A 6,537-nucleotide genomic window follows, 5' to 3' on the forward strand; every position below is an offset into this window, starting at 1 on the left:
AGAAGCACACCCGTGAGATCGGCGGCGTTCGCGTTCCCAAGGGCGATGGCAGCACCATCATCCGGCTGCGCCGCGGCTCCTCCCTGGGTGACTTCGCCGAGAAGATCAACGCCGAGCCGGCCGCCCTGATCACCGTGATGATGAAGCTCGGTGAGATGGCCACCGCCAACCAGTCCCTGGACGAGGAGACCTTTGCCCTGCTGGGCGAGGAACTCGGCTATGTGGTGGAGATCGTCTCCCCCGAGGACGAGGACCGCGAACTGCTTGAGTCCTTCAGCATCAACCTGGAGGAGGAGGCTGCCGGCGAGTCTGCCGAGGACCTCGAGGCCCGGGCGCCGGTGGTCACCGTGATGGGTCACGTCGACCACGGTAAGACCCGGCTGCTGGATGCCATCCGCTCCTCAAACGTCACCGAGGGTGAGGCCGGCGGTATCACCCAGCACATCGGTGCCTACCAGGTGGAGGTCCCTCATGAGGGCCGGCAGCGTGCCCTGACCTTCATCGACACCCCCGGCCACGAGGCGTTCACCGCCATGCGTGCCCGTGGCGCGAAGGTCACTGACATCGCCGTGCTGGTGGTCGCCGCCGATGATGGTGTGATGCCCCAGACCGTGGAGGCGCTCAACCACGCCAAGGCCGCCGGTGTGCCGGTGGTGGTTGCGGTGAACAAGATCGACAAGGAGGGCGCCGCACCGGATAAGATCCGTGGCCAGCTCACCGAGTACGAACTCATTCCCGAGGAGTACGGCGGCGATGTCATGTTCGTGGACGTCTCCGCACGCCAGAACCTGAATATCGATGATCTGCTCGAGGCGGTGCTGCTCACCGCAGACGCTGCCCTGGAGCTGACCGCCAACCCGAACAAGGAAGCCCGCGGTGTGGCCATCGAGGCCAATCTGGACAAGGGTCGCGGCGCGGTAGCCACCGTGCTGGTCCAGTCCGGCACCCTGCGGGTCGGTGACAATATGGTCGCTGGCACTGCCCACGGCCGTGTGCGCGCCATGTTTGACGAGAACGGTGACCCGGTCGAGGAGGCCACCCCCTCCCGCCCGGTGCAGGTGCTGGGACTCTCCACCGTCCCGCGTGCCGGTGACAGCTTCCTGGTCACCAGTGATGACCGCACCGCCCGCCAGATCGCGGAGAAGCGTGAGGCCGCTGAGCGCAACGCGCTGCTGGCCAAGCGCCGCAAGCGGATCACCCTGGAGGACTTCGACCAGGCTGTGGCCGAGGGCAAGATCGACACCCTCAACCTGATCCTCAAGGGCGATGTCTCCGGTGCCGTGGAGGCCCTGGAGGATGCGCTGCTGAAGATCGATGTGGGGGCCGAGGTTCAGCTGCGCGTCATCCACCGCGGTGTCGGCGCGATCACCCAGAACGACGTCAACCTGGCCACCGTGGACAATGCCGTGATCATCGGCTTCAACGTCCGCCCGGCAGAGCGCGTTACCGAGCTGGCCGACCGGGAGGGCGTGGATATGCGCTTCTACTCGGTCATCTACGCCGCCATCGATGACATCGAGGCAGCGCTGAAGGGCATGCTCAAGCCGGAGTACGAGGAGGTGGAGCTGGGCTCCGCCGAGATCCGCGAGGTCTTCCGCTCCTCCAAGTTCGGCAATATCGCCGGCTCCATGGTCCGCTCCGGCATCATCCGCCGCAACGCCAAGGCCCGCCTGGTGCGCGACGGTGCGGTGGTCACTGACAACCTCTCCATCGAGTCGCTGAAGCGTTTCAAGGACGACGCCACCGAGGTCCGCGAGGGCTTCGAATGCGGTATCGGCCTGGGCTCGTTCAACGACATCCAGGAAGGCGACATCATCGAGACCTGGGAGATGCGCGAGATTCCCAGGAACTAGTCCGCATATGTCGTTCGGTGGGCACGAATGACCACATTTCGGCCTGATTCTGGGCTGAATAGGCGGCATTTTCGCCCACCGAACGAGTGAGATGTAAGGAGAGACGTTATGGCTGACCCCGCACGCGCGTCACGGCTGGCCGCCCGCATCAAAGTGATTGTGGCCGAGGCCCTGCGCACTCGAGTCAAGGATGACCGCGCCGAGCGGATCACCATCACAGATGCCCGCGTCACCAACGACCTGCAGCACGCCACGGTCTACTACACCGTGCTGGCAGACGACGAGGAGGCCAAGGCAGAGGGAGCAGAGCTGCTGGAGACCAACCGGGGCGCACTGCGCCACGAGATGGGCCGCCAGCTGAGCATCCGCCTGACGCCCACTCTTGAGTTCGTGGCGGACGAGATCCCGGAGTCCGCTGCCCATCTTGAGGATCTGCTGCGCAAAGCCCGTGAGCAGGATGAGCGGGTCAAGAACCTGCGCGGCAACGCCGAGCCGGTCAACGACGACGCCTACCGCAGCCAGGGAGAATAGAAGTTGCCTGAGGGCAAAGCGAGCCGCAGGACTGCGGAGCTGGAAGTCGGTTCCGGGTTGGTCCTGGTGGACAAACCCGCCGGCTGGACCAGCCATGATGTGGTGGGCCGCATCCGTAAGCTGGCCGGCACCCGAAAGGTGGGCCACGCCGGGACCCTGGACCCCGCCGCCACCGGAGTGCTGGTAGTGGGCATCAACCGCGCCACGCGTCTGCTGACCCACATCGTGGGCGTGGACAAGACCTACACCGCTACAGTGCGCCTGGGGGAGTCCACCACCACTGACGACGCCGAGGGTGAGGTCACTGCCACCCGGTTCGCCAATGCGGTCACCCAGGAGAGTCTCCGGGAGGCCGTGGTGCGGCTGACCGGTCAGATCATGCAGGTGCCCTCCACCGTCAGCGCCATCAAGGTGGACGGCAGGCGCGCCTATGACCGGGCCCGTGCAGGCGAGGAGGTCGAGCTCGAGGCCCGCCCGGTGACCGTGCACCAGTTCATAGTGCATGATCTGCGCCGGATCGAGGGCGGCAGACTGGTGGATGTGGACATCGAGGTGACCGTCTCCTCGGGTACCTACGTGCGGGCACTGGCGCGGGACCTGGGGGAGATCCTGGATACCGGCGGGCATCTCACCGTCCTGCGCCGCACCGCGGTGGGGCCCTACCGTGAGGACCAGTGCCTGAGCCTGGAGCAGCTGGCGGAGGACTTCGGCTATATCGGCCTGGCTGAGGCAGCCGCCCAGCTCTTCCCCTCCCGGCAGGTCACCGCCGAGGAGGCCGAACATCTGCGGCACGGCCGGCGCATCACCGCCTCCGGCAGCGCTGAACTGACTGCGGCCTTCGCCCCGGATGGTGAGCTGGTTGCGCTGCTGAAGGATATCCCGGCCAAGCCCGGGGCGTCGTCGTCCCCTGATGCGGCCGAGGCAGCTGTTGCCGGACCCTCGGTGCTGCAGGCCAAACCGGAGCTAGTCTTCGGCTGAGACCGTTTCCGAAGGCCGGTGGCGCAGCAGCCAGAACAGGCCCAGGAACGGGAGAATGAGCGGGATGAACCCGTAGTCCCGGCCGAAGAAGCCCCAGACCGTGGCCACCTCGAAAGCTGAAGGCTGCACCAGGGTCCAGGTGCCGACCCCGATCACCCCGGCCATCTCGACCAGCACTGCCGCCAAGGCGATTCTCCAGGCCGTAGCAGAGGTCCGGGCCAGAGCTAGGGTCGCCAGAATATAGACCGCAGCGGCAAAGGCCGAGAGGCTCAGGGCCAGCGGCGCATCGGCGAACTGGACCTTGTCTTCCTGCGGGAACGGTGTGATCTGATAGAAGGCCCGGGCAAAGGCGCTGACCGCGAATATTCCATAGGCGGTGATGATCAGCATCCCCACCCCGCGGTTGCGTGGTGTCGGCACTGAGGTTCCGGGGGCGGCTGCTGAGAAGCCCGCGGCGTCGTGGTTCCTGCCTCTGCTCACAGTGCGCTTCCCCACCAAATCTCCTCCAAGCGGTAGACCATCACGAACACCACCAGGCCCACAAAGCTCATCACCAGATTGGTCCAGCGCGTCTTATCCACCATCGCCCAGATGAACACCCCCACCGGCAGCAGCAGGGCGGTGAGCACATAGCCCCAGAACTCCCATGCCTCCCCGGTGATCGAGGCGCCCATCGCCTGCCGGATCACGGCGTAGATCCCGTAGGCGATCAGGTACAGCTCGATCGCGGCGATACTGATGATGGAGGAGTCGGCGGGATGATTCCGCACCGCGGTCATCACCCAGCAGGTCAGTGTCGAAAGGGCACAGACAGCGGTGCCTATGAGGAACATGATGGTCATTTCACCAGGAAGTCTACTCCGCCGCCGGGGGCCAGTAGGATTGCCTGCGTGCAGATTTACCATGGGCTCGATGAGGTTCCCGCTGAGCTGGGGCCGACCGTGCTGACCATCGGCAACTTCGACGGGGTGCACCTGGGCCACCAGCATGTGCTCAGCCAGCTGGTGCACGCTGCCCAGCAGCACCGGGCTGCAGCAGTGGCGATCACCTTCGATCCCCATCCGGCGCTGGTCCATCGTCCGGAGTCCGCTCCGGAGCTGCTCACCGGCACCGGCGAGAAGCTGGCTCGGCTCAAGGACTGCGGCGTCCATGCTGCCCTGGTGCTGGACTACACCGAGGAGCTCTACTCACTGAGCGCCGAGCAGTTCGTTCAGCAGCAGCTGCTTCCCCTGGCCCCCGCCGCCGTAGTGGTGGGCCGGGATGTGCGCTTCGGCCGCGGCAACGAGGGGGACTTCCAGACTCTGGTGACCCTGGGACAGCAGTTCGGCTTCAGCGTGCTCGGCGTGGAAGATCTCCCGGTGACGGGGCCCGCCGGGGAGTCGCTGGGCCAACGCTGTTCCTCCACCGCAGTCCGGGAGGCGATTGCCGGCGGAGACATGGCGGCTGCCGCCCAGATGCTCGGCCGGGCTCATTCGGTCACCGGAGAGGTGGTGCACGGGGAGGCCCGCGGCCGCGAGCTCGGGTTCCCCACCGCCAATCTCAGCCAGGACTCCGAGGGCATGGTCCCGGCCGACGGCGTCTATGCCGGCTGGGTCACCCTCCCCGGCCACCGCTGGCCGGCTGCCATCTCAGTGGGCTCAAACCCCACCTTTGAGGGTGTGAAGCGGGTGGTGGAGGCCCATGTCATCGACCGTCAGGACGCCAGGGTGGAGGACTTCAACCTCTACGGCAAACGGATCAGAGTGGAGTTCGTGGCTCGACTGCGCGGCATGGTTGCCTATGAGGGCGTGGAGAAGCTGGTGGAGCAGATGCACCAGGACGTCTCTCAGGCTCGCAGTGTTCTGGCCGGGGCCCTAGAGCATCAGCTGCGCTAGGAGTCTGATGAGTCAGCCGAACCGGCCCAAGCCGCGCACGGATGCTGAACCGCAGATCGTCAGTGCCGTCCGGCGCCGGCAGCTGGGGGCCTCCTTCGCGGAGCAGCAGTCAGCTGATGAGGCCGAGCAGTACCATGCGCTGCGCCCGCCCCACCCAGAGCAGGTAGTGGCTGATGTGCTGGCTCTGAGTCCCGGCCTCGCTCAGGTGGTGGAGCTCGGCGCCGGCACCGGGATTCTGACCCGCCAGCTGCTGAGCGCCGGTGCGCAGGTCCGTGCCGTGGAGCCCAGCCGCCCGATGCTTGAGATACTGCTCAGGTCCGCGGGCCCGGTGGAGGGCATCTGCGCCAGGGCGGAGGACACCGGGCTTCCGGCCAGCTGTGCCGATATTGTGGTCGCAGCTCAGGCCTGGCATTGGTTCCACCCGGAGCGCGCCCAGAAGGAGGTCCTGCGGCTGCTCAGGCCCGGTGGTGCACTTGCCCTGATCTGGAACTATCTTGACACCGCTGACCCTAGGGTGCATCGGCTGACCCGGATCATGCGGGCCGGTGACGTCTACCGCCCGGATTGGCAGCCTGTGCTGAACCCGGAACTGTTCAGCCCCGTGCACTCCCGCGAATACCGTTGGCAGCGCAGCCTGACTGTGGCTGAGATCTTCGGCTATGCCACCACTCTGAGCAGCTGGCTCACCGCCGACGACGCCGAGCGCACCAAGCGCCGCAGCAACCTCGAGAGCTTCCTCCTGGAGGAGTTAGGACTGAGCCTCAGCAGCGAGCTTCGCCTCGCGCAGATCACCGGGCTCCACATTGCCCACATGAAGTAGTCAGGCGGAACCAGCGAAGATCCGGAGACGGGTTCCACATGCACTGCGCAGATGAGGTAAAGTGGAGAAGTTGCCATGCTGCAGTCCGCGGTGGCTGGCAAGAGATTCTTTGAACGCGGCACAACATCTAGGAGCAATTCCATGGCTTTGGATCCCGCTGTCAAGCAGCAGATCATCGAAGAGTACGCCACCCATGAGGGCGATACCGGTTCCCCCGAGGTGCAGATTGCGGTGCTGACTCGCCGCATCTCGGATCTCACCGAGCACCTCAAGGAGCACAAGCAGGATCACCACACCCGCCGCGGCCTGATGATCCTGGTGGGCCGGCGCCGCCGCCTCCTCAAGTACCTGGAGCGCAAGGACATTGTGCGTTTCCGCGACCTGAAGAAGCGTCTCGGCATCCGCTGATGCCCAGCACGCTTCAGGCGTGAAGGCCGCGGCAACGCGGCCGAGAGGCGTGCGGGGTTTCCCCGCCGCTGGG

The 6,537-nt window shown here is 65.9% G+C and carries 8 protein-coding genes; 6 read left to right on the forward strand and 2 right to left on the reverse strand.

Going from position 1 to position 6,537, the window contains the following annotated elements; all coding sequences use genetic code 11:
* The 3 genes from infB to truB all read left to right on the forward strand — a co-directional run.
* Window positions 1–1,853 (forward strand): translation initiation factor IF-2 (gene infB, locus GNZ21_RS08475; RefSeq protein ID WP_157323286.1); only part of this gene is annotated, 1,853 nt, incomplete at its 5' end.
* A 108-nt stretch (window positions 1,854–1,961) separates the two neighbouring features.
* Window positions 1,962–2,384 (forward strand): 30S ribosome-binding factor RbfA, encoded by a 423-nt coding sequence (gene rbfA, locus GNZ21_RS08480; RefSeq protein WP_157323288.1) that lies wholly within the window; start codon window positions 1,962–1,964, stop codon window positions 2,382–2,384.
* A 66-nt stretch (window positions 2,385–2,450) separates the two neighbouring features.
* Window positions 2,451–3,362: a tRNA pseudouridine(55) synthase TruB gene (gene truB / locus GNZ21_RS08485; RefSeq protein ID WP_229659397.1), complete on the forward strand. Its 912-nt coding sequence runs from the start codon at window positions 2,451–2,453 to the stop codon at window positions 3,360–3,362.
* On the opposite strand, the gene GNZ21_RS08490 is transcribed toward truB, so the two are convergent.
* Window positions 3,348–3,857, reverse strand: a complete 510-nt coding sequence (locus GNZ21_RS08490) for a hypothetical protein (RefSeq protein WP_229659387.1) — start codon at window positions 3,855–3,857, stop codon at window positions 3,348–3,350. The two genes, truB and GNZ21_RS08490, sit on opposite strands and share 15 nt — an antisense overlap.
* On the reverse strand, window positions 3,839–4,204 hold the full coding sequence (locus GNZ21_RS08495; protein WP_157323290.1) for a hypothetical protein: 366 nt from the start codon (window positions 4,202–4,204) through the stop codon (window positions 3,839–3,841). Before GNZ21_RS08495 ends, GNZ21_RS08490 begins: the two co-directional genes overlap by 19 nt.
* A gap of 48 nt (window positions 4,205–4,252) precedes the next feature.
* Between GNZ21_RS08495 and GNZ21_RS08500 the strand changes: the two genes are divergently transcribed.
* The 3 genes from GNZ21_RS08500 to rpsO all read left to right on the forward strand — a co-directional run bounded on the left by GNZ21_RS08500 (window position 4,253) and on the right by rpsO (window position 6,464).
* A complete protein-coding gene (locus GNZ21_RS08500; protein ID WP_229659386.1) occupies window positions 4,253–5,236 on the forward strand; it encodes a bifunctional riboflavin kinase/FAD synthetase in 984 nt (327 codons plus the stop codon).
* Between the two features lie 7 nt (window positions 5,237–5,243).
* Window positions 5,244–6,056, forward strand: coding sequence for a class I SAM-dependent methyltransferase (locus GNZ21_RS08505; protein WP_157323294.1), 813 nt, complete (start codon window positions 5,244–5,246; stop codon window positions 6,054–6,056).
* A gap of 141 nt (window positions 6,057–6,197) precedes the next feature.
* The gene (gene rpsO, locus GNZ21_RS08510; RefSeq protein WP_157323296.1) at window positions 6,198–6,464 is read left to right on the forward strand and encodes a 30S ribosomal protein S15; all 267 of its coding nucleotides are present in this window, start codon (window positions 6,198–6,200) and stop codon (window positions 6,462–6,464) included.
* Window positions 6,465–6,537: the final 73 nt, after the last annotated feature.

It is taken from the genome of Nesterenkonia alkaliphila (genome assembly GCF_009758175.1).
Lineage (GTDB): Bacteria > Actinomycetota > Actinomycetes > Actinomycetales > Micrococcaceae > Nesterenkonia > Nesterenkonia alkaliphila.

Excerpts from the sequence above, each read along its gene's own strand:
- rbfA (WP_157323288.1), top strand. The coding sequence starts at position 1,962 with ATGGCTGACCCCGCACGCGCGTCACGGCTGGCCGCCCGCATCAAAGTG.
- GNZ21_RS08495 (WP_157323290.1), bottom strand. The coding sequence starts at position 4,204 with ATGACCATCATGTTCCTCATAGGCACCGCTGTCTGTGCCCTTTCGACA.
- GNZ21_RS08505 (WP_157323294.1), top strand. The coding sequence starts at position 5,244 with ATGAGTCAGCCGAACCGGCCCAAGCCGCGCACGGATGCTGAACCGCAG.
- rpsO (WP_157323296.1), top strand. The coding sequence starts at position 6,198 with ATGGCTTTGGATCCCGCTGTCAAGCAGCAGATCATCGAAGAGTACGCC.